This window comes from Sphingobium sp. FG58 (genome assembly GCF_057809055.1).
Map to the genome: position 1 here is coordinate 286,410 of NZ_JBMDJF010000004.1, position 22,535 is coordinate 308,944.

The window sequence follows — 22,535 nt, forward strand, 5'->3', positions numbered from 1 at the left end:
ATGTCATATCGCAAGACGCTGAGGCTGGGACTGCTGTCCGCCACGATGATGACCAGTGCGGCCCTTGCCGCACCCGCGCTGGCGCAGGACACACCTGCCGCCGCCGAAGCCGACAGCGACGTCATCGTCGTCACCGGCACCCGCCGCAGCACCACGCTGATGGAAACGCCGATGAACATATCGGCAATCGGCACCGAACAGCTCAACGAACAGCGTCTGAACGATGTGCGCGACCTGGGCGCTTTCACGCCGGGCATCACCGTCACCGACACCGGGCCGCGTGGCGCGGGTACGATCGTCATGCGCGGCCTGAGCGCCGACGACACCAGCAACTTCGCCGACAACAGCAATAACGCGATCGGCACCTATTTGGGCGAAATACCGCTCTATCTTGATTTCAAGATGATCGACCTTGAGCGCGTCGAAGTGCTGCTCGGCCCGCAAGGCACGCTATATGGCCTCGGCACGCTGGCCGGTGCCATCCGCTATATTCCCGAACGCCCCGATGCGTCCCGCTTCGGCGGCTATGTCCATGGGCGACTGTATGACGTGAAGGAAGGCAGCGGCCTTGGTTACATCGCTGAAGGCGCGATCAACTTGCCGATCATCAAGGACTATCTCGCCTTCCGATCCGCGACCGGTTATTATTATGATCCGGGCTTCATCGACTATCCGTTCGCGGTGAAGACGATCGGCACGTCCCTGCCCCAGCCGGGACCAGCATCCAATCCGCTGGGTTCGGAGGCTGACCAGACCGCCAATTTCGATCCCAAGAACGACGTCAATTATGAAAAGACGATTACGACCCGCAACCAGCTTGGCCTGACCGTTGAAAATCTCAACGCCTATCTGACCTACGCCTTCCAGCAGACCAAGACCGGCGGTCGTCAGGCCAATGGCGGCGGCGTACTGGGCGAAGGCAAATATGAAGGCCCATGGCGCGTGATGGAGCCGTCCAATCGCAAATCGCACTTGCTCAGCCTGGAAGTGGAAGCCCAACTGGGTGACATCGCCCAGCTGGTGTCGGCGACCGCCTATACCAAGACCAAGAATGTCAGTTCGGTCGACGTCACCGACCTGCTGCTGGATCTGGACTATGGCTATGAAGCCTTCCCCGCCTTTACCGGCTTCACCCGTTCGCGCGTTGAAAACAAGCAATTCAATCAGGAATTACGCCTGGTTTCGACCCATGGCGGTCCGTTCAGCTGGGTAATCGGGGCATTCTACAACAAGCTCAAGACTGCAACTTCCTACCGCGAATATATTCCCGGCTTTGCCGCATCGCCGACCGGCATCGACTTTGGCGTCATCCCCAATGCGGACGACAATGAATATGCCTCCTTCGGTCGCAGCACGACCAAGGAGAAGGCTGTTTTTGGCGAAGCGTCGTTCAAGATCACCCCGCAATGGCAGGTCACCGGCGGCGTGCGCTATTATAAATATGACCTCAGCCGTTTTGGCGGTTCGACCCTGCCCTATTATGATGGCGCGGTGACCGACGATCTCGACATTCCCTCCAGCTCAGGCGCGGCCAAGGCGGACGGTTTCGTGTGGAAGGCAAACACATCCTATACCTTCGCCCCGAACCTCATGGCCTATCTGACGTACAGCACCGGCTATCGCATCGGTGGTGCCAATACTGGTGCTGCGCCCTGCGTCCTGCCGCTCGATCCCGATGTGCAGAATATCTGCGCCCTGCCGAACGAATTGTTCTTTGGTCCCGACAAGACCGAGAATATCGAACTGGGCGTCCGTGCCGGGTTGTTCGACAATCGCGTCAACGCCACCCTGTCGGTATTTCAGGTCAATTGGGATGGCATTCAGTTGGGCGGGTCGACCCTCAATGGCGGCATCGGCATCACCACCAATGGTGGCAAGGCGCGCAACCGTGGCTTTGATTTCTCCTATACGGCGAAGGTCACCGACCGCTTCTCGCTGCGTGGCAATTATTCCTATCTCGATGCCAAGCTGACAGAGGATGTGCCGGAGTTGCTCCAGATCCGTAACAGCCTTGATCCGCGGTTCCGGCCCAAGTTCAGCGAAGTCGATGTGTTTGCTGGCGATCGCCTTCCCGGTTCGTCCAAGAATTCGGGTGCGGTATCGGCGACTTACACTCTGCCGATGGGCGACAATGAGACCATCTTCAACTGGACCGCGACCTATACCGGCAGCATCCTGACCCGCGTGGGCGCGCGCGGCTTTGGCGAGAAGCTGCCGAGCTATATCATGCACCGGGCGTCGGCTACCTACAGGACCGAGCAGTTTGAACTGTCCCTGTTCGCCAACAATATCTTCAACAAATATGCCGTCACCGGCGTCAGTAATGACCTCAGCCGCTTCGGCTTTGTCAATGGCGGGGTGATCTCCCGCTATTATGGCCGCACCGTCGCCAAACCCCGCGTCGTCGGCGTGGAAGGCCGCGTGAAATTCTAAGTAACAGGGGCGGTCTTCCGACGGCAGGTCGCCCCCTATTCCACCTCTATCCCTTGGCTTCCCAGCCAGTCGCGCACCGGGGCCAGCGTCGCCTCATGCGCTTTCCAGCGGGCCACGGCATCGGCGTTGATCGGCCTGCGGACCTGCGCGGCGCTAGGGGTTGCGACAGCGGCGCTATTTTCGTGGAAGGACAGGCAGGCGGCATCCCATGCCAGACCGCAATGAGCGAGTAGGCGCCGCGTCTGCCCTTCCTGATCGGCGACCAGCGCTTCATAGGACAGTTGCAACACCCGGCCGGGAAACAGCCGCTCCCACAGCGCCATCAACCGGTCAAAGCGCGCATAGTAACGGGCAATGTCCATAGGATCGTAGCTATAGGCATAATAAGCTGACTGGCTGGCGAAGAGATTTTTATAATTGCTCCACAACGTGTCCATCGGGTGGCGGCGCAGGCAGACGATCCGCGCCTGTGGCAGGGCGTGCAATATATGGCCGATATAGAGGAAATTGGCGGGCAGCTTGTCGATGAAGCGGGGCTTGCCCGGTGGGCGATGATGGCTGGCGCGGGCCATATAGGCCTGGCCGATCGCCGCCGGATCAGCCGCCGCGCTGGCCGCGATCGTTTCCGGGTCGATTACCAGCCGCGACCTTGTACCAGCCAGTTGCTTCACCGCCAGCGGCATCGCCTGCAATTCGCCCGCCGACCCGACGTCTGGATGGGAGGACAATATCCGGTCCACCAATGTCGTGCCGGTGCGCGGCATGCCGACGACGAAGAGTGGCGCGTCCTCCTCGAGACCCTCGCCCCACCCGCGTGGCGGGCCGTCGCCGAAAAACCGCTCGATCGCATCGAAAATCGCGGCGTCCTGCGCAAAATCATAGCCGATGGCGCGTTTATGCGCGGCATTGGCCTGGCTTAGATGGGCAAAGGCGGCGGATGCATCGCCCAGATCCTCCGCCTCCTTGGCCAGCGCATAGCGAATGCGCAGCGCATCGTCTGGGCGGGTCGCGGCGTTCAGCGCCGCCTCCAGCCGGGGGATATGGTTCGCCGTTTTCGTCTGGCGCGACAGGATGGCGAGCGCATAATGGGCGCGGGCATGGCCGGGATCAGCGGACAGGATCGTCTCATACTGGTGCCGCGCCGCCTCCACGCGCCCGGTAAAGCCGCAGGCAGCGGCGAGATTGTAGCGATAGTCGAGATTATCCGGTTCGCCCGCCACGGCGGCCTCGAACGGCGGCACCGATGCCTCATGGTCGCCCAGCCGCGCCAGCACGCAGCCGATTGTGTCGGACGTCAGCGCATCCCCCCCGCCCAGCGTCAGTGCCTGCCGCGCCGCCTGCCCCGCTTCGCCATCGCGGCGCAGCAGGATCAGCAGCCTTGCATATTGGGCGAGATGTTCCGCCACCGGCCCGCGCGCCACCGCCTGCTCCAGCATCGGCAGCGCCTTGGCCACCTGCCCCGCTTCCGCCGCCGCCAGCCCCAGCAGGAAGAAACCGGCGGGCTGGTCGGGGTGCGTCATGGCCAGTTGCTGCGCCGCCTGTGCCGCCTGCGCCAGATCGCCCCGCTCCAGCGCCGCGCGCGCCCGCGCCTCCAGGCTCATGCCGCCCCCATGGTGAAGCCCACCACCCGCTCGATCATCCAGAAACAGCCGACAATTCCGGCGCCATAGAGCGCCGCCTGCCGCACCATCTGCTGCCGGTCGAAAATTGCGGCAAGCTTCATGACGCCCAGCACGCAGCCGACGAAGAATAACTGCCCCAGTTCGACCCCGCCATTGAAGAAGAGCAGTCCCGGCAGCCGCTCCTGCGGCGCGACGCCCAATTCGCGCAAAACGGTCGCAAAGCCAAGGCCGTGAAGCAGACCGAAACTCGCCACCACCGCCAGCTGGCGGCGTTGTTTACCGGGATCGGGCAGCGCATCGTCGCGGGTACGGATCGCCTCGCGCGCCATGAAGGCGATGGAGAGTGCGATCACCGCCTCGACGGGCGGCACTGGCGCCGTGACGACATCGAAAAAGGCCAGCGCCAGGCTGAGCGAATGGCCGATGGTAAAGGTAGTGACGAGCAAAAGCAGGAAGCGCCCGCGCGCCAGCAGGCAGAGGCACAGGACGAAAGCCAGATGGTCCCAGCCGCCAAGAATGTGGACGATCCCCTCCCAGGTATAATCGACCGCAATCTCCGGCAGCGCCCGTTCGCGCGCGGCGACTGCGCCGATCGGCAACGACAGGCTGTCGCCGTCGGGCTGGAGCGCCTGCTGGACGCGGGTGCCGGTGGCGGTGGAGAGGAAGGTGCCGCCATCGACTGCCCAGGGGGTGACGATAGCGTCATCGGGGGCAATGGCGCGGTCGCAGGCGATGGTGATGGCATAGCGGGTGACGGTCGCCTCATTGAGCCGTTCGCGCGCCGTTTCCCGGCATCCGTCGGGCAGACCTAGCGGGGCATTACTGGCCAGCACGGCGGGGATGGAGGCGCTGAGATCAAAGCTGCCGGGGTCGATGCCCGGTTGGATGCTATAGTCGCCGACCCGGAATATATCCGCCTGTGCCGGGGCGACGAGGCCCAGCAACAGAACGATCATCCAGAGCACGCGAGCCAGCATATTATGGCTCCACCCGGATATGATAGCGATCCTCCAGTCGGGCGACCTCCTTGTCCACCAGCGCGCCGGTTTCTGCCGCCAGATAATCCTGTTTCACCTGATCGCGCACCGCCGGATAGGGGAGCATCGCCGCGGCCCCCCGATCCCGCACCCGCGCGAAATGCCAGCCGCGGGTCGAGCGGAGCGGGCCGATCCATGTGCCTGCCTGCGCCTTGTTGAGCGCGTCGAGGAAGGGCGCTCCGAACATGCCGCGCAGCATCGACACGCCATAATCGGGCAGGTCATGCCCCATCCAAAAATCATCGCCCTTGACCGTCCCGCCCGATTGCAGCCGTGCCAGCAGCGCGGGGGCATTGGCAGGCGCTTTTTCGAAAAACACATGGGTAAGCGACAGGCGCGGTTCGGCGCGATAGAGGTCGCGATGGGTCGCATAATAGCCGATCAGCTGGTCTTCGCTCGGCTCTGGCGGCGCACCCGCAATCAGGAAACGTACCCGGTCGATCAGCCGCTGCTTGGTGGTCTTGTCTGTCATGTGCATGCCCCGATCCATCGCTTCACGGAATAGCAGTTCGTCGGCGACATAATCGTGAATAAGTTTGGCTTTGGCGGTGGCGTCGGGTGCCTTGCCCGCCATCATCGTATAATCGTCGGACAGGCTTTGCTGCACCGATCGCGGCACCTCGATCGTCTCGCGCCGGGCGGTGACCGCCCAATAGAGCAGGAAAATCGCCCCCGCCACGGCCAGAAAGACGATGAACGGATCGCGGGCGGCGATCCCACGCAGCATGGCAACCAGTCGGCGCATCAGCGCAACACCCTTTCACATGCGCCCGACAGGCAGGCGTCGATACCGGTTATGACGAGGCGCTGGATGCGTCCCTCTACGTCAAATGACGCATGGGTTGGGGGCGGAGCGGTGGGACGGCGGCACGACAGGTGGGGCGAGGCGGAGGATGGCTGGTCCATCCGATCAGGTAGAACAGAGGAAATCCTGCATTGGAAGGGGTGATGATGGGGTGTGCTCCTCTTACCCCTCTCCCTTGAGGGAGAGGGCTGCGGAGACTTGGCAGCTTGCTGCCTTAGTCGTAGCTGGGAGAGGGTGCGCTGACCTTATAGACACGCGCCACATCAGCGTCGATCCCCCTCTTCCAACTTCGCCTAGGTGCCTACGGCACCAAGGCTTCGTATCCTTCTCCCCCATGGGGCGAAGGGGCGTTCAAGCCAGCATCTCCGCCGTCACCGGGAGCGACCTAATGCGCTTGCCCGTCGCAGCGTGGATGGCGTTGACCAAGGCGGGAATGACCGGGGGCAGCGCGGGTTCGCCCAGGCCGGTGGGTGGATAGTCGGTCTTGACGAATTCGACGTGGATGGTGGGGGTGTCGGGAATGCGCTGGAGCGGGTGGGTGTCGAAATTAGCCTGCTCGATAGCGCCCCCGACTTGGGTGATCACCTGTCCGGCCAGCGCTTGCCCCAGCCCTTCGATCACCGATCCTTGCACCTGATGCAGCGCATTGATCGGGTTGATAATCTGGCTGCCGACATCGCCCGCAACCCAGACATTTTTGACCTTCGGCACGCCGTCGGCGACCGCCACCTCCAGCACCTCGGCGAAATAGCCAGCATGGCTGTAATAGAAGGCAAAGCCCTTGCCTTGCCCCTTTGGCAGCGATTTGCGGTTCGCCCAGTCGCCCATGGCTAGCGCCTTTTCGATCACGCCCTTGGCGCGCGCGGTGACGAAGGGGGGGCGGTTGGCGCCCTGGCTGACCTGCGCGGTTTTGGACAGGAGTTCGAGCATGAGCGTGGGCAGATCCTTGCCCGCCGCCGCCGCGATTTCGTCCAGGAACGCCTGATAGACGAAGGCCAGCGCGTTGGAGCCGGGCGCACGCAGCCAGCCCGTGGGCATGTTGGTCGCCAGGAAACTCTGTTCCAGCAGCACATTGTCCAGAAGGCCCGCGGGCAGTTCGCCCGGCGACAATTCGGCCGACCGCACCGGCTTGCCATCCTTGCCGAAGGTGATGAAATGATCGTGGAAGGCGGTCAGCGCGCCACTTTTGTCCAGCGCGGCGCGGAAGCCGTGCCAGCCCGCCGGGCGATAAAAATCGCGGCGCATGTCGTCGGCGCGGGTGAAGAGCAGTTTTACCGGCACGCCCGGCACCTGCGCGGCGACAAGCGCCGCCTGCACCATATAATCATTCATCAGCCGCCGCCCGAACCCGCCCCCGATGCGCGTGAAGTTGATGCGGATTTTCTCCGGCGGCAGATTGAGCGCCTTGGCGACCAATCCGCGCCCGCTTTCCGGGTTCTGGGTCGGCGCCCAAATCTCGATCGCGCCATCCTTGAACAAAGCCGTGCAATTTTGCGGCTCCAGCGTCGCATGGGCGAGGAAGGGATAGCTGTAATCGGCGGTCACGACCTTGCCCGCCGACGCGAAGGCAGCATCGATATTGCCGGTACGCACGATGTCGCCATCCGCCTTGCCCTTCGCGCGGGTTACGGCCTGCGCGGCATAGCCCTGCGTCGAAAAACCGGTGACCGCGCTGTCGTCCCATTCGACTTTCAGCGTCTCGCGCGCCTGATTGGCGGTCCACCAACTTTTGGCGAGGATGGCGACCCCGTCATAGCCCGATTCAGGCGTGCCATCGCCCTTGATCGTCAGCACATGGGCAATGCCGGGCAGCGCGCGGACCGCGTCCAGATTGGCCGATTTGAAGGTGCCGCCGAACGCCGGGCAGGTTTCCAGCACCGCATAGAGCATGTCCGGCAACTTGAAATCGATGCCGAACAACGGCTTGCCCGCGACGATGGCGGGGGTATCGACGCCGCCGATCGACTGGCCGATGATGCGGAATTTCGCCGGGTCTTTCAGGGTGAGCGTCGCAGGATCGGGCGGGGTGAGCTTTGCGGCGGCGGTGGCGAGCGCAGCGTAGGGGATAGACTTGCCCGATTTGGGATCGGCCACCTTGCCGCTGGCTGTCGTCAGCATGTCCGCTGCCACACCCCATTGCGCCGCTGCGGCGGCGACCAGCATCGCCCGCGCCGCTGCACCCGCCTGCCGCGTGGGCAGCCATTCGCGCGGGGTCGTGCGGCTGCCACCTGCGCTCTGGCCGCCGAAAATCTTGGCGTCGGCATGGGTCTGTTCGATGCTGACCTGCGCCCAGTCGACGTCCAGTTCCTCGGCGATCAGCATTGGCAGCATCGTCTTGGCGCCCTGGCCAATCTCGGCATTTTTAGCGCCGATGATGACGCGATTGTTGGGCAGGATGCGGATGAAGGCGTTGAGGATGACCGGCGTGCCGTCCGCCGCCTGCGCCATCGGCACGGCGAGGTCGAACAGCAAACCGCCGCCAGCGATCAGCGAGGCGGAGATGAAGCTGCGGCGGGAGAGGGTTGCGGCGCTCATGCGACTGCTGCCTTGATCGCGGCGCGGATGCGGACATAGGTGGAGCAGCGGCACAGATTGCCCATCATGGCTGCGTCAATATCCTCGTCGGTCGGTTTGGGCGTCTGGCGGAGCAAAGCGGTGGCGCTCATGATCTGCCCGGCCTGGCAATAGCCGCATTGGGGGACGTCCTGCGCGATCCAGCTGGCCGCGATGCGCTTGCCGACATCGGTGGCAGCTGCGCCCTCGATCGTGGTGATCGCCGCGCCCTTCACATCGCCCAGCAAGGTCTGGCAGGATCGTACCGCCTGCCCGTCGACATGGACGGTGCAGGCGCCACACAGGCCCGCGCCGCAGCCGAATTTGGTGCCGACCAGGTCGAGATCCTCGCGCAATACCCACAACAAGGGCTTGGCCGGATCGCCCTCCACCTGCCGCTTGGCTCCATTTACCGTCAGACTGATTGCCATCTCGCCCACCTTAGACTGTGTCGCGCGCATTAGAGGCTGATCGGCAGGCATCTGTCCAGTCGGTTCAGCGCCACAGCGTCCCGCGCAAAGCTACGTCAATCGCCCCATTGGTCGCGCATGAATCGCGCCCTAGCCTTTGGCGCGACACAGGAATCGGGGGCAGGACTGTATGACGTTCAAACGCATGGCACTGGGCGCGCTGCTCGCCGCGACGGTGATTTCATCAGCGGCGGTGATCGCCCAATCGGACAAGCCGGCCATTCCCGCCGCGCTAGAAGCCAAGATCAAGGGGCTGTCCAAGGCCAAGCGCGACTTCCTGATTTCCGATCCGGCCGAAATGTTTGCCGGGTCCTACGACAAATTGTTCGAGCGGTTGCAGACCAAGACGCCACAGGAGATCGACGCTTATATTGAAGGAATGATGGCGGCGGTCGAGGCGTCGAAGTTCAACGCCAAGACGGACATGGCCGCGATCCCGCTCGACACCGACAATGAGAATTTCAACGGCTGGAAACTGCGCCGCCCCGACGGGCTGGACCCCAAGCGCGAACCGGGGCCGTTCGAGCTGAGCTATTACGCCAACAGTCGCGGCGGCGGCGTCTATGGCGGCGGGATTGCTACCTTTGCAGGAGCGCCGGTCGCGATCTTCCCCGAAGATCTGGTCGCGGGCAAGGTGGACGTGGCGATCGTCGGCGCGCCGCTCGACATGGGATCGGGCTATCGCGGAGCCAAGGGCGGGCCGTCGGCGATGCGCACCCAATATGGCGCGGGCGGCATCGACATGTACACCATGGTCGATCCGTCAAAGGAGCTGAAGATCGTCGATTATGGCGACATCGCCATCGACAATATGTCGACCGAACGCTCCGTCGCCCATGTACGTGAACGGGTGGCGGAGATTGCCCGCACTGGCGCGCTGCCCTTCATCGTCGGGGGCGACCATAGCCTGGAATATAGCGATGTCGCGGGGCTGGCCGATGTCCATGGCAAGGGCAGTTTTGGCGTGGTCCATTTCGATTCCCACTATGATGCGGGCAAGGGCGGGGTCCATTTCATCACCCATGGCGCCCCGGTCTATCGCGCGGTCAAGGAAGGCCATGTCCAGGGCAAAAACTATATCCAGGTCGGGCTGCGCGGACCATGGCCGGAAAAGGAAGGCTTTGAATGGATGCGCGACAATGGCGTGCGCTATCATGCAATGCCAGAGATTGAGAAAAATGGCTGGGCCGCCACCATGGAGCGGGCGCTGAAGGAAGCCCGGGAGAGCGGCAAGAAAATCTTTATCTCGTTCGACGTCGATGTGCTGGACCCCGCCTTCATTCCCGGCACCGGCACCCCGGTTCCAGGCGGACTGACCATGCGGGAAGCGATCCCGATCGTGCGGCGGCTGTGCGCGGAAAATGAGCTGGTGGGCTTCGAGATCGTCGAACTCGCCCCCGTGCTGGACCCGACCTATCGCAGCGCATTGAACGCCAACTTCATCATGCACGCCTGCCTGACCGGAGTGGCGATGCGCAAGAAGGGGATCAGGCAGGTGGGCTATCTGTCCGACCTGACGACCGAACATGGCCAGCCGGGCTATGGCGAGAAAGCGGCGAAGGAGGGCAAGACCGAGAAGGTCGATCCGGGTTACGGGCGGGGTGGCAGGCGGCGTCCGACGACCTGAGGCTTGGCGCACCGCGTGTTTCTGCGAAGGCAGGAATCCAGTTCCGGCGTCTGGACTGGGTTCCCGCCTTCGCGGGAACACCTCACTCAATTAAGCCGGTTGATGGCGGGCCAGAGCCGCCCTTTCGTTCCATACGTCATATGCCCCATGTCGTGACCTGCCGCGCCTGATCAGATGGTGACCATGACCCTGCAACGCGCCATCACCGTGCCGCCCAAGTCCCGGCACCAGCGCGTCGATGGCCGCGCCATGGTGGCGTTCGGGGCGCGCGGTATCCGCGACATGATGCAGGTCGCCCCGGCTCGGCTGCTGTTTCCCGACGGGCGGGAGGGTGATTTTCCGCTGGCCGTCACTGTCACCACCTGCGGCGGGCTGACGGGGGGGGATAGGCTGGCGCTCGATATCATCGTCGATCCGGGCGTCGCCGCGACGATCGTGCCGCAGGCGGCGGAAAAGCTCTATCGCGCGCTGGACGAGGATGAGCCGACCCGCATCGAAACCCGCATCAGCATCGGCGCAGGCGCGACCTGCGAATGGCTGGCGCAGGAAGCGATCCTGTTTGACCGCAGCAAGATGCGCCGCACGCTGGAGGCCGACATGGCCCTCGACGCGCGCATGTTGGCGATGGAGATGCTGGTGCTGGGGCGCAGCGCCATGGGAGAAAGCTACCAGAGCGGGCTGATCCACGACAGCTGGCGCATCCGCCGCGGCGGGCGGCTGGTCTGGGCGGATGCGCTGCATGTCGAGGGCGACTTTGCATCACAAGGTCGCGCGCCGTTCGGCTTTGGCGACGCGAGCGCGATCGCCACCCTCGTCTATGCCGGGCCGGATGCCGCCGATTATCTCGATCTCGCCCGCACGTTGGTCGAAGCCCCGACCGGTGGCGCGACCAGCTTTGACGGGTTGCTGATCCTGCGCCTGACCCGCAATGACGCGCAGGCGCTGCGCAAGGACGTGATGCGCGCGGCGGGCATTTTACGCGCAGCGATATTCGGACTGTCGCCCTCCATGCCCACAATCTGCTATTGTTAAGCCCATGAACCTGACGCCGCGCGAAAAGGACAAATTGCTGGTTGCGATGGCCGCAATGGTTGCGCGGCAGAGGCTGGCGCGCGGGGTGAAGCTGAACCATCCCGAAGCGATCGCGCTGATCACCGACCATGTGGTGGAGGGGGCGCGCGACGGACAGTCGGTCGCTGCGCTGATGGCCAGCGGCGGTCATGTCCTGACCCGCGACCAGGTGATGGAGGGCATCGCCGAGATGATTCATGACATTCAGGTGGAGGCGACCTTCCCTGACGGCACCAAGCTCGTCACCGTGCATCGGCCGATCCGGTGAGGGCGGTGGCAACAAAGTTGATCCTGTTTCCGCGCAGGCGGGAACACGCTGTGTCGGACGTCATCCTATGATCCCCGGCGAAATCATCCCCGCCGCTGGCGACATCGTCCTGAACGCAGGGCGGGTGCCGATCAGCCTGACCGTCGCCAATAGCGGTGACCGGCCGATCCAGGTGGGTAGCCATTATCATTTCGCCGAGACGAACCCGGCTTTGCTGTTCGATCGCAAGGCGGCGCGCGGCTATCGGCTGGACATTGCGTCCGGCACCGCCGTCCGTTTCGAGCCGGGGCAGAGTCGCGACGTGCAACTCATCCCTTATGCCGGGGACAGGATCGTCATCGGTTTTCGCGGTGATGTGATGGGGGAATTGTGATGAATGTCTTTCCCCTCATTCATCGTCATTCCAGCGCAGGCAGGAAACGAAGTTCGGCGTCAGCCAATCTATCTCCGACCCTTTCAGTCGGATGCAAGGCTGGGAGATGGATCCCCGCCTGCGCGGGGATGACGGATGATTTCGGGGCGGCATCGCCATGCCCGTAACCATCCCCCGTCGCGCCTATGCCGGGATGTTCGGCCCGACCACCGGCGACCGGGTGCGGCTGGGCGACTCTTCCCTCCTCATCCGGGTCGAGGATGACCTCACCGTCTATGGCGAGGAGGTGAAGTTCGGCGGGGGCAAGGTGATCCGCGACGGCATGGGGCAAGGCCAGATGAGCCGCGCCGACGGCGCGCCCGATACGGTCATCACCAACGCGCTGATCCTGGACCATTGGGGGATCATCAAGGCGGACGTGTCGATCCGCGATGGTCGCATCGCCGCGATCGGCAAGGCGGGCAACCCGGACGTCCAGCCCGGCGTCACCATCCCCATCGGCCCCGGCACGGAAATTATAGCCGGCGAAGGCCGTATCCTGACCGCAGGCGGCATCGACGCGCATATCCATTTCATCTGCCCGCAGCAGGTGGAGGAAGCGCTCAACGCAGGAATTACCACCATGCTGGGTGGCGGCACTGGCCCGGCGCATGGCACGCTGGCCACCACCTGCACGCCGGGCAGCTGGCATATCGGGCGGATGCTCCAGGCGCTGGAAACCATGCCGATGAATTTCGGGCTGATGGGCAAGGGCAATGCCAGCCAGCCCGCCGCGCTGGTCGAAATGATCCGCGCAGGGGCGTGTGGCCTCAAGCTGCATGAGGATTGGGGGACGCCCCCTGCGGCGATCGACTGCTGCCTGTCGGTCGCGGACGAGTTTGATATTCAGGTCGCGATCCATACCGATACGCTGAACGAAGCCGGTTTCGTCGAAAGCACGATCGGCGCGTTCAAGGGCCGCACCATCCACGCCTTCCATACCGAAGGTGCGGGCGGTGGCCATGCGCCCGACATCATCAAGCTGGCAGGGCTGCCCAACGTCCTGCCTTCCTCCACCAACCCGACCCGGCCCTATACCGTCAACACGATCGAGGAACATCTCGACATGCTGATGGTCTGCCACCATCTCGACCCGCGCATCGCCGAGGATGTCGCCTTCGCCGACAGCCGCATCCGCAAGGAGACGATCGCGGCGGAGGATATTCTCCACGACCTTGGCGCTTTCTCGATGATGTCGTCGGACAGCCAGGCGATGGGGCGGGTCGGCGAAACCATCATCCGCTGCTGGCAGAGCGCCGACAAGATGAAGCAGCAGCGCGGGTCTTTGGGATCGGACGATGCTGACAGCGACAATTTCCGTGCCAAACGCTATGTCGCCAAATATACGATCAACCCGGCCATCGCCCACGGCATCAGCCACATTGTCGGCTCGATCGCGGTGGGGAAGCTCGCCGATCTGGTGCTGTGGTCCCCTGCCTTCTTCGCGGTAAAACCCGATCTGGTGATCAAGGGTGGCAGCATCGCGACCGCGCCGATGGGCGATCCAAATGCCAGCATCCCGACGCCCCAGCCGGTCCATTATCGTCCGATGTTCGGCAGCATGGGCCGGGCGGGCGCGCTGTCGGCGGTGCATTTCGTGTCGGCGGCGGGGATAGCGGACGGGATCGGAGAGCGGTTGCAACTGGCGCGACCATTGGAGGCGGTGCGCAACACGCGCGGGGGGATCGGCAAGGCGTCGATGCTATTGAACGATGCGATGCCGCATATCGAAGTCGATCCCGAAACCTATGAGGTGCGAGCGGATGGCGAGTTACTGACATGCGAACCGGCGAGCGTGCTGCCGTTTGCACAGCGCTATTTTTTGTTTTGACCGGGACGATACACACCCGATCCCGTAACGTGCTCCCGCGCAGGCGGGAGCCCAGTTCAGCCGTCTCGACTGGGCTCCCGCCTGCGCGGGAGCACGTTATTCTTCAGATCGGGGCATCCCCATGCTAACCGCCAACACCGTCATCCCCCACGGCCACTGGTCCGGCCCCGCCGCCGACCATATCATGCTCGACCATGACGCGCGCCACCGCCGCCGCTGGGTCTATACTGCCGACCATGGCACGCTGTTCCTGCTCGACCTGGCCCGTGCGACGGTGCTGAATCATGGCGATGCGGTGCAACTGTCCGACGGGCGTCTGGTCGAAATCCTCGCCGCGCCCGAAGCGCTGGTCGAGGTAACCGCCGCAGACCCGGCCGCGATGATCCGCCTCGCCTGGCACATCGGCAACCGCCACCTGCCAGCCGAACTGCACCCCCACGCCATCCGTCTGCGCGACGACCATGTCATCAACGCCATGCTGGAGGGGCTGGGCGCGACCGTCACGAAAATCAATGCACCCTTCACCCCCGAAGGCGGCGCTTATTCCGGCGGCGGGCATCATCATCACGGGCATGACCACGATCATTCCCATGATCATCATCACGACCATGCTGGCTGACGCCGCGCTCCACCGCCTGTTGGCCTGGACCTCGCCTTCCTATCCGGTGGGCAGCTTCACCTACAGCCATGGTCTGGAAACCGCGGTCGAGGATGGCCGCATCACCACGGCCGGTCATGTCACCGCCTATGTCGAGGCGGTGCTGGCGCGCGGCGGCGGCTGGATCGATGCCGTGCTGTTCGTCCACGCCCACCGCGCCGCGCAGGATGACGCGGCGTTCGATGCCCTGTCCGAACTCGCCGCCGCCTTTCGCGGCAGCAGCGAAACCGCGCTTGAAAGCCGCCAGCAGGGTGGCTCCTTCCTGTCGGTCACGCGGCGAGCATGGCCGCACCCCGCACTCGACGCTTTCGCGGCACGCAACGGTGACCACCCCATCGCCCATGCCACCGTCATGGCGCTGGCCTGCGCCGTCCACGACATCCCACTGGAACCTGCGCTGCACGGCTGGCTGCACTCTATCGCCGCCAATCTTGTCTCGGCGGGCATCCGCCTCGTGCCACTGGGCCAGACCGATGGCCAGTTGGCGCTCGCCGCGCTATCCCATGCCATTCCAGCCATTGCAGAGAGGGCGCTCCACACGTCGCTCGACGATCTCGGCACCGCCGCGCCAGACCTTGAACTCGCCAGCCTTTCCCACGAAACACTTTATACAAGGTTGTTCCGATCATGAATCCGGTTCCTTCTGGTCATAACGGTCCCCTGCGCGTCGGCATTGGCGGCCCGGTCGGCTCCGGCAAGACCGCGCTGACCGACCGGCTGTGCAAGGCGATGCGCGACCACTATAATATCGCCGCTATCACCAACGACATTTACACGCGCGAGGATGCGGAGTTTCTCACCCGATCCGGCGCGCTGGTGCCTGAACGGATCATGGGCGTGGAAACCGGCGGCTGCCCGCACACCGCGATCCGCGAGGATGCCAGCATCAACCTGGCGGCCGTGGACACGATGCACCGCAAATTTCCCGGCCTGGAACTCATCTTCATAGAAAGCGGCGGCGACAATCTGGCCGCGACCTTCAGCCCCGAACTGGCCGACATCACCATCTATGTCATCGACGTGTCGGCGGGTGACAAGATTCCGCGCAAGGGTGGTCCCGGCATCACCCGGTCGGACCTGCTGCTGATCAACAAGATCGACCTGGCCCCGCTGGTCGGCGCGGATCTGGGCGTGATGGACCGTGACGCGAAGAAGATGCGCGGCGATCGCCCGTTCCTGTTCACGAACCTCAAGGACAATATCGGGCTGGCTGCGGTCATCGATTTCATCGTTGCGACCGGCGGCCTGCGCCCCTTCCCTGCCGCGATCTGATGGATCGCGCCGCCTATGTCCTGCGCGAAAAGCGGCTCTACAATAAGTGGGTCGCCAGCCAGACATTGGAGGATTATGCCCTGCGCTATACCGCCGACAGCGCCCGGCGCTGGTCGGCGGGGCAGGTCGCCAACACCGCGATCGGCGCGACCGCCTTCCTCGCCTGCGAAGCGATCGGCGCGTCGATTACGCTCACCTATGGTTTCGCCAACAGCGTCGCGGCCATCGCTGCTGCCGTCGCCCTGATGTTCGTCATCGGACTGCCGATTGCCTATCATGCCGCCAAACATGGCCTGGACATCGACCTGCTGACGCGCGGCGCTGGGTTCGGCTATCTCGGTTCCACCCTGACCTCCTTGATTTACGCCAGTTTCACCTTCCTGCTCTTCTCGGTCGAAGCGACGATCATGGCCGTGGCGCTGACCGCGATGACCGGTATGGCGATGAGCATTGCCTATCTGGTGAGCGCCCTCATCGTCATTCCGATTGCCCTTTACGGCATGAGCGCCATCACCCGCTTCCAGAATGCGACGCAAGGCATCTGGATCGCGCTGCAAATTGCGCCCATCGCCTATATCCTCTGGTCCGGCCCTTCGGCGCTGGCGGAATGGTCTCGCTTCACCGGTCAGTTGGGCGCGAAGGATGGCAGCGTCAGCCTGCTCTATTTCGGCTTCGCGCTGTCCACCCTGCTCTCCCTTTTGCCACAAATTGGCGAGCAGGCAGATTATCTGCGCTTCCTGCCCAGCGCGAAGAAGATCGGCAAAGGCAAATGGTGGGCGGCGATGCTGGCGGGGGGGCCGGGCTGGACGTTGATCGGCGGCATGAAGCTGCTGCTTGGCTCCTGGCTCGCCCATTATCTGATCGGCGGCGCGGCTTTGGCGAGTGACGCCGCCAACCCGACGGCCATGTTCCACGCGATCTTCACCGCCATGTCTGGCCATGCCGGGCTGTCGCTTGTTATCACCGGACTGTTCGTCATCGTCTGCCAATTGAAGATCAACGTCACCAACGCCTATGCCGGGTCGATCGCCTGGTCCAATTTCTTCGCCCGTCTGACCCACAGCCATCCTGGCCGCGTCGTGTGGCTGATCTTCAACGTGTTGCTGGCGCTGCTGTTGATGGAAGTCGGCATTTTCGACGCGATCGAGGCGATATTGATCCTCTACGCCACCGCCGCGGCGGGCTGGATCGGGGCGCTGGCCGCCGATCTGATGATCTCCAAGCCGCTGGGCCTCTCCCCCGCCGGAATCGAATTCAAGCGCGCGCACCTCTATGACATCAACCCGGTCGGCATCGGCGCGATGCTTTTGTCGATCCTGATATCGGGCAGCGCACATCTGGGCCTGCTGGGCGCGGTGGCGCAGGCCTTCGCGCCGGTCATCGGCATGGCCGTGGCCTTCATTGCGGCACCACTGATCGCGCTCATCACCCATGGTCGCTATTATATCGCCCGCCGCGCCGAGGTGACGGAGGGGGACGACGCCAAGACCTGCATCATCTGCGAAAACGCATTCCAGCCTGTCGATATGGCGCATTGCCCCATGTATGCCGCGCCGATCTGTTCGCTCTGCTGCACGCTGGAGGCGCGCTGCCATGATCGCTGCAAGAGCGACAGCCGCGCCACGCAGCAGGCCGCGCGCTGGCTCGAACGCCTGCTGCCACAAAGCATAGCCCGCTATGTCCATACGCCGGTCGGCCATTTCATCGCCGTCATGGCCGCCATCACCATCGCCAATGCCGCCTTGCTGGGCGGTATCAACTGGCAGATCGGTCGCCGGATGCCCGACATTGCGGCGGAGATGTCCGGCCTGATGCTCGGCCTCTTCCTGCTCTTTTCGCTGTTCGGCGGGGTCATCGCCTGGATGATCGTGCTGGCCCATCAAAGCCGCCGATCCGCGATGCAGGAAAGCGAGCATCATGTGCAGAAGCTGATGGAAGAGGTGATCGCCCATGACGTGACCGGCGCGCAGCTGCAAAAGGCCAAGGAAGCCGCCGAATCCGCCAATGCCGCCAAAAGCCGCTATCTCGTCAGCGTCAGCCATGAAATCCGGTCGCCCTTGAACTCCATCTACGGCTACGCCCAGCTGATGGAACGCGGCCACGACATCGCCCCGGTCGAAGCCGCCAAAATCATCCGCCGCAGCGCTGAACATCTCACCAATCTGGTCGAAGGGCTGCTGGACATCAGCCAGGTTGAGAGCGGCGTGCTGCGCATCAGCAGCGAAACGGTGCGCCTGACCCCCTTTGTCGATCAGATCGCCAACATGTTTCGCCCGCAGGCGCAGTCGAAGGGCATCGACTTCCTGTTCGAACGTCCCGAACAACTCCCCGATTTCGTCCGCACCGACCAGAAACGCCTGCGCCAGATCCTGATCAACCTGCTGTCCAACGCGATCAAGTTCACCCGTTCCGGTTCGGTCACCTTCCGCGTCGCCTATCGCAGCCAGATGGCGACCTTCGACATTATCGACACCGGCATCGGCATCGCGCCCGATGACCTGAAGCGCGTGTTCGACCCGTTTGATCGCGGCAGCAACCCCGACGCGCAGCGGCAGAAGGGGATCGGCCTTGGCCTGTCGATCACCCAAGCGCTGGTCCAGATATTGGGCGGCGACCTGTCCGTCGTCAGTGAAGCCGGTCGCGGAACCCAGTTCACCGTCCGCCTGATGCTGGGCCATGTCGCCAACCCGGTAGAGGATGCGCCGCCGGTGGACCGGATTTCGGGCTATGTCGGCGATCGCCGCAAGATATTGCTGATCGACGATGATCCGGCGCAGGTTGCGGTGCTGCGCGGGCTGCTCGAACCGCTCGACTTCACCGTCATGGAAGCGCTGAGCGGTCGCGCGGGGCTGGACATCGCGGCCCGCGATGCGCCCGACATCATCCTTCTCGATATCTCCATGCCTGGCGAATCCGGCTGGGACATCAGCCGGGCTTTGCGCGCAACGCTGGGCGGCGCAGTGCGGATCATCATGGTGTCAGCGAACGCCCATGAATATCATCGCGGCGGCGACGGGCAGGCCGCGCATGACATGTTCCTGATGAAGCCGGTCGATCTCGACGCGCTGCTGGACGCGATCGCCGATCAGCTCCATATCCGCTGGACCGGCGACGCCCCGCTGCCGCCTGCGCCAGCGCCCGACGACATGGACCTGCCGATCCTGCCAGAGGACGCGCTGCCCATCCTGGCCGATATCGAGCAGAAGGCGATCATCGGCCATGTGCGCGGCATCGAATCGAGCATCCGGGCGCTCGAAGCAGCCGTACCGGAGGCCCAGCCGCTCGTCGCGCGGATGCTTGCCCATCTCGACCGTTTCGACCTTAAGGGGCTGATAAAAATCATAAGGGCCGTCAAATGACCACACCCCATGCCGACACCGTCCTCGTCGTCGACGATACGCCGGAATCGCTCCGTTTCCTGACCGACACGCTGGAGGCGGCGGCCATTTCCGTCCTGATCGCCACCAGCGGCGAAGCGGCGCTCGAACTGCTGGCCCATGTGACGCCCGACCTGATCCTGATGGACGCGGTGATGCCGGGCCTCGACGGCTTTGAAACCACCCGCGCGATCAAGCAGATGCCGCGCGGCGCGCCGGTGCCGATCATCTTCATGACTGGCCTTACCGAAAGCGAACATGTGGTCCATGCGCTCGAAGCGGGCGGCGTCGATTATGTTCGCAAGCCGATCGTGGTCGAGGAACTGCTTGCCCGCGTCCGCGTCCATATGGCCAATGCGCGCCAGACGCAGGGCGGCCATTATGCGCTCGACGCGACCGGCCGCAACCTGATCGCGGTCGGCAGCGACGGCGCGCTGTCGTGGCGCACGCCCGGCGCGGACAAACTCATGGAAGCGCTCGAACCCGGCTGGTCGCGCACCGACGCCGCACTCCCCACAATGCTGCGGACGCCGGTCGCCCGCCTGCTGCCCGACGATCTGCCCGCAGGCACCACGGTCAAGACCGACAGCCCCGGCGGCGACACGGTGGAACTGATCATCGTCGGTCGCCCCCGCGCAGGCGAAACCCTGATCCGCCTCAATCATCTGGACCCGCAGGCCGACATTGCCCGGCTACAAAGCCATTTCGCCCTGACCCAGCGCGAAGCCGAAGTGCTGCTATGGATCAGCTATGGCAAACCCAACCGTGTCATCAGCGAGATATTGGTCATCAGCCCCCGCACGGTGAACAAGCATCTGGAGCAGATTTTCGAGAAATTGGGCGTGGAGACACGGGCGGCGGCGGCAGCCTTCGCAGTCAGGATCATCGCGCAATAGGCACGCCTGATTCGCGGCTAGCCTCAATGCGTTTCGTCCATGCCGAAAAGGCGAGGGTGACGAGCCAGCCGACCACAGCATAGCCGCCGAGCCACAGCAGAAACGCCGCCGCATCGCCCGCTAGGACAAAGGCAGCCCCCGGCAACAGGCTGGCGGCCGTGAGAAGTCGGCGTGCGGTCGTCCCCTGCACCGCGCCGGGCAATTTGATGCTCCGTCGCCGCTTGGGATCGCCCAGGCACAGGAGCGCCAGAAGTCCAGCGGAAAAAGCGATCGAGGCCAGCAGCATGGCCATCATTCCGCTGCCTGCAAGACGCGATGCCCAGCGCTCTGACGGCTCTGGCTGGTCCGAACAACCGACCATAGCAACCAGCCACCGGTCAGCAGGAAAGCCAGATCCAGCGCCACGATAACCGGCTGCCCCGCCGCCATCGCGTTCGCCCAGCCGGGGCCACCGGTCAGCAGGCGCAGCGGCAGCAGGACCAGCATGATGGCCGCCATCGCCCCTTGCAGCACACGCGCGAAGGCGGTGCTGGTCGGCCACAGGAACCCGGCCAGGATGATGGCGGCAGACGCGATCAGGAAACTGGCGGGCGTCCAGTAGGTCGCGCTGCCCAGCGGCATGGCGACAAGGAAAGCAGCAGTCGAAGCCAGCAGCGCAACGGGCAGGCCCAGCCCGACGATGACCAGCGACCGATCAAGCCAGCCCAGCGACCGCGCGCCCTCCTCCCGCCGCACCAGCCAGAGGCGGATGCCGGTATAGGTGACGTAGCACATGGCAAAACCCAGGCCGAACCAGATCGCCTTAGACAGCATCCCGGCGAAATTGCCGAAGTGGAGCGGTGACATGATCGCAGCCAATGTGCCGCCCGCGGAGGGCGCGGGACCGATCAGTGGTTTGACCTGATTGAACTGCGCCGTGGCACCATCATAGAGCAGGGAAATGGGAGCGAGGCCGCCGCTTTTTGGAGGGTGATAGGTCGTCACTTTGGCATCGGCACGCCCGTAATTCTCGACCGCGACGAAGGTCGGGATCGCCCCGGCCCGCGCGATCGCATCGCTGGTGATACGATCAAAATTGCCGATGGCAGCGGGCCGGGGATCGGGCTTGCCGGGGGTGCCATAGACCGCCTCGGTCAGCGCGACGACATCCCCACCAAAGGCCGCCATCGCGACGATCGGCACGCCGATCGTGCCGAAGAAGGAGAAGAAGCTGCCGGTAAAGGCCAGGATGAAGGCGAAGGGCAGGCTCCATGTGCCAGCCACGCTGTGCCGGTCGCGATTGACCAGCACCGGGTTCGCCTTGCGACGCAGCGTGAAGATATCCTTGAACAGATGACGATGGATCAGCAGGCCGGACACTGCGGCGACCAGCATCGACAGGCCGACGATCCCAGTCAGCAACAGCCCCCAGGGATTGGGGACATGGAGCCGCACATGGGTATCGACCAGGAAGCTGCTCAGCGCATTGTCGTTGCGCGGGCCGTACACATCCTCGTCCGTCCCCTGCTGGCTGTGGGTGACACGGCCATCCTTGCCGACGACATAGAAGATGCCCCGGCTGATCAGTTCGCCCTTGTCCATCTCATGCCGGTGGAAGAAGGCGCCCAGATCATGGTCACCCACCTCGAACAGATCGACAGCTTCATGATATTGCTTGGGCGTGCGCTCGCCCAGCGCGCGCATTGTGTCCGCCATCGGCCGCTCGAACGCTGATTGCGACGTGATATGGCCCGCCGACCAGATGCCGATCTCCTCGGCGAACACTGCCGCCGTGCCGGTCAGCACCACCGCATAGAGCAGCAGGCCGAGCAAGATGCCCGACCAGCCATGCACCGCGACCATCGCCTTGGTTTCATCCTTGGGCAGGTGGATCATCGATGGCTCTCCGTTGCGGCGGGTTGTGTTGCCCCAAATTTCTGCGCGATCAGCCCGCCATGGATCAGCAACAGCCCCCCTGCGATGATCGCGACCCGACCGAGCCGCCGGTCAAGACAGGCGTGGAAGAACAGCCCGGCCCAGACCAGCGGCACCAATATCAGCGGGAGCACAAGATTATCGATCCCTGCCGCCCCGCCCGGCAGCCACAGCGCCATGCCCGCCGTCATGACGAGCGCCACGATCACCGCCCCCGGTCCGGCGAGCGCTATGCGTATCCAGCGGCGTGATCGGGGTGACATGGCAAGACCTCAATGGAACATCGCCA

Annotated in this window: 19 protein-coding genes; 11 read left to right on the top strand and 8 right to left on the bottom strand. The window is 64.0% G+C overall.

The window, feature by feature from the left end:
- Positions 1 to 2,433: a TonB-dependent receptor gene (locus ACODR8_RS07880; protein ID WP_489006719.1), complete on the top strand. Its 2,433-nt coding sequence runs from the start codon at positions 1 to 3 to the stop codon at positions 2,431 to 2,433.
- Between the two features lie 35 nt (positions 2,434 to 2,468).
- Here ACODR8_RS07880 and ACODR8_RS07885 read toward each other — a convergent pair whose 3' ends face one another.
- The 5 genes from ACODR8_RS07885 to ACODR8_RS07905 all read right to left on the bottom strand — a co-directional run bounded on the left by ACODR8_RS07885 (position 2,469) and on the right by ACODR8_RS07905 (position 8,881).
- On the bottom strand, positions 2,469 to 4,034 hold the full coding sequence (locus ACODR8_RS07885) for a tetratricopeptide repeat-containing sulfotransferase family protein (RefSeq protein ID WP_489006720.1): 1,566 nt from the start codon (positions 4,032 to 4,034) through the stop codon (positions 2,469 to 2,471).
- Entirely contained in the window at positions 4,031 to 5,032 is a 1,002-nt protein-coding gene (locus ACODR8_RS07890) for a HupE/UreJ family protein (RefSeq protein WP_489006721.1), read from the bottom strand. The genes ACODR8_RS07885 and ACODR8_RS07890 overlap by 4 nt, the downstream gene beginning before the upstream one ends.
- A gap of 1 nt (position 5,033) precedes the next feature.
- On the bottom strand, positions 5,034 to 5,837 hold the full coding sequence (locus ACODR8_RS07895) for a peptidyl-prolyl cis-trans isomerase (protein WP_489006722.1): 804 nt from the start codon (positions 5,835 to 5,837) through the stop codon (positions 5,034 to 5,036).
- A 411-nt stretch (positions 5,838 to 6,248) separates the two neighbouring features.
- Positions 6,249 to 8,432 carry a xanthine dehydrogenase family protein molybdopterin-binding subunit gene (locus ACODR8_RS07900; protein ID WP_489006723.1) on the bottom strand — a complete coding sequence of 728 codons (2,184 nt, stop codon included), beginning with the start codon at positions 8,430 to 8,432 and terminating at the stop codon, positions 6,249 to 6,251.
- Positions 8,429 to 8,881, bottom strand: a complete 453-nt coding sequence (locus ACODR8_RS07905; RefSeq protein WP_489006724.1) for a (2Fe-2S)-binding protein — start codon at positions 8,879 to 8,881, stop codon at positions 8,429 to 8,431. Before ACODR8_RS07905 ends, ACODR8_RS07900 begins: the two co-directional genes overlap by 4 nt.
- A gap of 169 nt (positions 8,882 to 9,050) precedes the next feature.
- Between ACODR8_RS07905 and ACODR8_RS07910 the strand changes: the two genes are divergently transcribed.
- The 10 genes from ACODR8_RS07910 to ACODR8_RS07955 all read left to right on the top strand — a co-directional run bounded on the left by ACODR8_RS07910 (position 9,051) and on the right by ACODR8_RS07955 (position 20,332).
- Positions 9,051 to 10,547, top strand: a complete 1,497-nt coding sequence (locus ACODR8_RS07910; RefSeq protein WP_489006725.1) for an agmatinase family protein — start codon at positions 9,051 to 9,053, stop codon at positions 10,545 to 10,547.
- A gap of 183 nt (positions 10,548 to 10,730) precedes the next feature.
- Positions 10,731 to 11,579, top strand: a complete 849-nt coding sequence (locus ACODR8_RS07915; protein WP_489006726.1) for an urease accessory protein UreD — start codon at positions 10,731 to 10,733, stop codon at positions 11,577 to 11,579.
- A 4-nt stretch (positions 11,580 to 11,583) separates the two neighbouring features.
- On the top strand, positions 11,584 to 11,886 hold the full coding sequence (locus ACODR8_RS07920) for an urease subunit gamma (RefSeq protein WP_489006727.1): 303 nt from the start codon (positions 11,584 to 11,586) through the stop codon (positions 11,884 to 11,886).
- A 67-nt stretch (positions 11,887 to 11,953) separates the two neighbouring features.
- Positions 11,954 to 12,259, top strand: a complete 306-nt coding sequence (locus ACODR8_RS07925; protein WP_489006728.1) for an urease subunit beta — start codon at positions 11,954 to 11,956, stop codon at positions 12,257 to 12,259.
- 157 nt (positions 12,260 to 12,416) lie between these two features.
- Positions 12,417 to 14,129 (top strand): urease subunit alpha, encoded by a 1,713-nt coding sequence (gene ureC / locus ACODR8_RS07930; RefSeq protein WP_489006729.1) that lies wholly within the window; start codon positions 12,417 to 12,419, stop codon positions 14,127 to 14,129.
- Between the two features lie 121 nt (positions 14,130 to 14,250).
- Positions 14,251 to 14,748, top strand: coding sequence for an urease accessory protein UreE (gene ureE, locus ACODR8_RS07935; protein WP_489006730.1), 498 nt, complete (start codon positions 14,251 to 14,253; stop codon positions 14,746 to 14,748).
- Complete coding sequence (locus tag ACODR8_RS07940; RefSeq protein WP_489006731.1) at positions 14,702 to 15,418, top strand: urease accessory protein UreF; 717 nt, start codon at positions 14,702 to 14,704, stop codon at positions 15,416 to 15,418. Before ureE ends, ACODR8_RS07940 begins: the two co-directional genes overlap by 47 nt.
- Positions 15,415 to 16,059: an urease accessory protein UreG gene (gene ureG, locus ACODR8_RS07945; protein WP_489006732.1), complete on the top strand. Its 645-nt coding sequence runs from the start codon at positions 15,415 to 15,417 to the stop codon at positions 16,057 to 16,059. The genes ACODR8_RS07940 and ureG overlap by 4 nt, the downstream gene beginning before the upstream one ends.
- Positions 16,059 to 19,418 (top strand): hybrid sensor histidine kinase/response regulator, encoded by a 3,360-nt coding sequence (locus tag ACODR8_RS07950; protein WP_489006733.1) that lies wholly within the window; start codon positions 16,059 to 16,061, stop codon positions 19,416 to 19,418. Before ureG ends, ACODR8_RS07950 begins: the two co-directional genes overlap by 1 nt.
- Positions 19,415 to 20,332, top strand: coding sequence for a response regulator (locus tag ACODR8_RS07955; RefSeq protein ID WP_489006734.1), 918 nt, complete (start codon positions 19,415 to 19,417; stop codon positions 20,330 to 20,332). The genes ACODR8_RS07950 and ACODR8_RS07955 overlap by 4 nt, the downstream gene beginning before the upstream one ends.
- Here the strand turns inward: ACODR8_RS07955 and ACODR8_RS07960 are convergent.
- From ACODR8_RS07960 to ACODR8_RS07970, 3 genes are read right to left on the bottom strand one after another with little or no spacing between them, the layout of a single operon-like run.
- Positions 20,319 to 20,627, bottom strand: coding sequence for a hypothetical protein (locus tag ACODR8_RS07960; RefSeq protein WP_489006735.1), 309 nt, complete (start codon positions 20,625 to 20,627; stop codon positions 20,319 to 20,321). The genes ACODR8_RS07955 and ACODR8_RS07960 overlap by 14 nt on opposite strands.
- Entirely contained in the window at positions 20,624 to 22,207 is a 1,584-nt protein-coding gene (locus ACODR8_RS07965; RefSeq protein ID WP_489006736.1) for a PepSY-associated TM helix domain-containing protein, read from the bottom strand. The genes ACODR8_RS07960 and ACODR8_RS07965 overlap by 4 nt, the downstream gene beginning before the upstream one ends.
- Positions 22,204 to 22,509 (bottom strand): hypothetical protein, encoded by a 306-nt coding sequence (locus ACODR8_RS07970; RefSeq protein ID WP_489006737.1) that lies wholly within the window; start codon positions 22,507 to 22,509, stop codon positions 22,204 to 22,206. The genes ACODR8_RS07965 and ACODR8_RS07970 overlap by 4 nt, the downstream gene beginning before the upstream one ends.
- Between the last annotated feature and the right edge of the window lie 26 nt (positions 22,510 to 22,535).